This is a genomic window from Arthrobacter sp. SO3, from assembly GCF_020532825.1.
In the GTDB taxonomy this organism is placed as follows: Bacteria; Actinomycetota; Actinomycetes; order Actinomycetales; family Micrococcaceae; genus Arthrobacter.
The window spans coordinates 1-2397 of sequence record NZ_MQTS01000190.1 but is presented as its reverse complement, the minus strand read 5'-3'; the positions used below and the strand labels follow the sequence as shown (position 1 = coordinate 2397).

The following is a 2397-nucleotide window of genomic DNA, read 5'->3' as shown; positions in this document are numbered from 1 at the left end:
GAGCCGTAGCCGCGGCGGGCCCGCCAGGGGAAGTCGCCGTGCCAGTAGTTGGCGCGGGGCATGGCGGGGGCCTCGGGGTCCTCCCCCCAGGTGAACCGTGCACGGTCGAGGCCGCCCCGCGCGGCAAACTCCCATTCCGCCTCCGTCGGCAGCCGGTATCCGGCCCACGCGGCGTAGGCCTCCGCGTCCTCGTACGCGATATGGACCACCGGGTGGTCTGCGCGGTCGGCGATGGACGTGCCGGGCCCGGGCGTCCCGGTGAAGACCATCGAGCCCGGGACGAGGTTCCCGGGCGGGGCACCGGGGAACATGGCCGGGTCGAGCGGCCGTTCCGCGACTGTGCGGTAGCCGGTCTCCCGGACTCACGGTTGGTGACCGCCGTCGGGCTGATCGCGTAGCCGGCCACCCGCACCCGGTGCGCCGGCGCCTCCTCCGGATAATGCTCATCCGAACCCATGATAAACTCACCGCCGTCAAGGCGCACAAACCCCTCGGTCCCGGCAGTTGGCAAGGTGGGATTCCGGGTCAATGGCCGCCCGCCAGGAACGCCTCCAACTTCTCCACGGCCGGGTCGATGCCGAAGCTCGCGGCACGCTGGCGTGGCGGGAACTCCTCGAACGTGGCCAGGAACTCCGTCATCAGTGCCTGGGCGGCAAGGATGAGGTAGTCGTTCTCGAAGAGCCAGTCGAAGTACGTGTTTGAGGTGAAATCCGCCCTCTCGAAGGGGTCGGTGCGCAGGTTGAACATTTTCGGAATCCGCAGCTGCACGAAGGGTTCGAACCACACCTGGAGCGTGCCCTGCACGCGCTGTTCCATAAAGACGACCTTCCAGTTGCCGTACCTCATCGCGAGCACGTCGCCGTCGTCGGAGAAGTACACGAGCTTTGCGGGGGTTCTCGGCGACCTCGCCCGTGAGGAAGGGCAGCAGGTCGTAGCCGTCAATGTGCACTTTGCAGGTGTGGTCCCCGATGGACTTGCCCTGCTTGAGCTCCTCGACTGTGCTCGTGTCACCCGCGGCGGCAAGATACGTCGGCAGCCAGTCATGGTGCTGGATGATCTCGTTCGACACCACCCCCGCCGGGATGTGGCCCGGCCAGCGGATCAACTCGGGGACGCGGAACGCACCCTCCCAGTTCGTGTTCTTCTCACTGCGGAAGGGGGTCATGCCGCCGTCGGGCCAGACAAACGCCTGGAACCCGGACAGGAAGACCCCCACTTCCTGATAGGGAGCCGGATTCCCTATTTGCCGGGGGTTGCAGGGAGGCGCGAGGCCCAAACGATACCGACAACCACCTCCACGAGACTTAGGGCCCGGGTCAGGTCAGGATGCTCGGCCCACATACGCATGCACTTGCGCAAAGGCTCGGGGCCGAACTCCCACCGGGTTGAGTGCTGCACCGGAAACAATGCTCCGAGGACACCGTCACCGATGGCCATCATTGCAACGGATTCCGCAATTAGAACTTTCATGAGGAGCCTCCCTGAAGTGCAGCCGTGGATGACCGGGCGGGCACCCTGGGCGAAAGTGGGGCACGTGCCCCTCGTCCCGATTATTCGCCAGCCGCGATCAGCGCTCCAAGGGCTGAAGGACCCTGTGCCCGCGGGGCAAGCGCGCGGCGGGTGTTTGGCGCTCGACGGCGGGGCACCCACCACTGATCTGGCCGCCGGGCCCGAACGTGTGCAACGAGTCGCTCAGGCGAAGTGGATCAGGGAGAATTCGGGGCAGGTGTCTTCGAGTGGCTCTGGCCAGTAAAGGTCCTCCGGATATACCGGATCTTCCGGTTCAGCGGCGGGGAATCCGTGTGCTGCCGTGAATAGGTGCCAGTCCGGGATGGGGTCCGCAGGCAGTTCCTGATCGGGATCAGGACCGGGGTCCGGGCCGAAGGGCCCGGCGGGCGGCGGCTCCGGGTAATGGCCCGGATCCGCGGGCGGGCCGTGGTCCAGGCCCGCGTCCGGATCCAAGTGCGTGCCCGCGTCCGTATCCGGGAACGTGACTGTATCCGTGATCGAACCTGTGACCAGCAGGCCGTTGGGCCAGTGGGGTGGTTCCCAGTCCTGCTCTTCGCTGGGGTAGTACCGGCCTGTTGGTGAGGTCCAGCCGGGTGGCTTGTTATTGCTGGCCCCGGAGGGTGTCCACGCGGAGCCGTGTTTGAGCCGGTGGTGTCTGGGGCAGGGCTGGCCGAGGTTGGAGATCCCGGTGGTCCCTCCGTCGGCCCAGGCCAGGAGATGGTCTGCGTCGTTGTCCAGGGAGGCGTTGTTGCAGCCGGGGAACGGGCATTTGCCGTCGCGCAGGCGCAGCCACCGGCGCTGGGCTTTGGTGAGGCGGTAGCGGGTCCGGCCGATTTCCAGCGGCGCACCGTCCCGCGGGTCGGTCAGGACCCGGTAAAACGACCCGGC

The 2397-nt window shown here is 67.1% G+C and carries 1 protein-coding gene and 2 pseudogenes; 1 reads left to right on the top strand and 2 read right to left on the bottom strand.

Annotated features, from left to right (window positions below; all coding sequences use genetic code 11):
- Positions 1 to 1105 (bottom strand): annotated as a pseudogene (locus BJQ90_RS22955) (SUMF1/EgtB/PvdO family nonheme iron enzyme); the annotation flags it as partial.
- Here BJQ90_RS22955 and BJQ90_RS22950 point away from each other — a divergent pair.
- Positions 1053 to 1223 (top strand): hypothetical protein, encoded by a 171-nt coding sequence (locus BJQ90_RS22950; RefSeq protein ID WP_413463712.1) that lies wholly within the window; start codon positions 1053 to 1055, stop codon positions 1221 to 1223. The pseudogene BJQ90_RS22955 and the gene BJQ90_RS22950 overlap by 53 nt on opposite strands.
- Positions 1224 to 1692: 469 nt before the next feature.
- Here the strand turns inward: BJQ90_RS22950 and BJQ90_RS17935 are convergent.
- Positions 1693 to 2397 (bottom strand): annotated as a pseudogene (locus BJQ90_RS17935) (hypothetical protein); the annotation flags it as partial.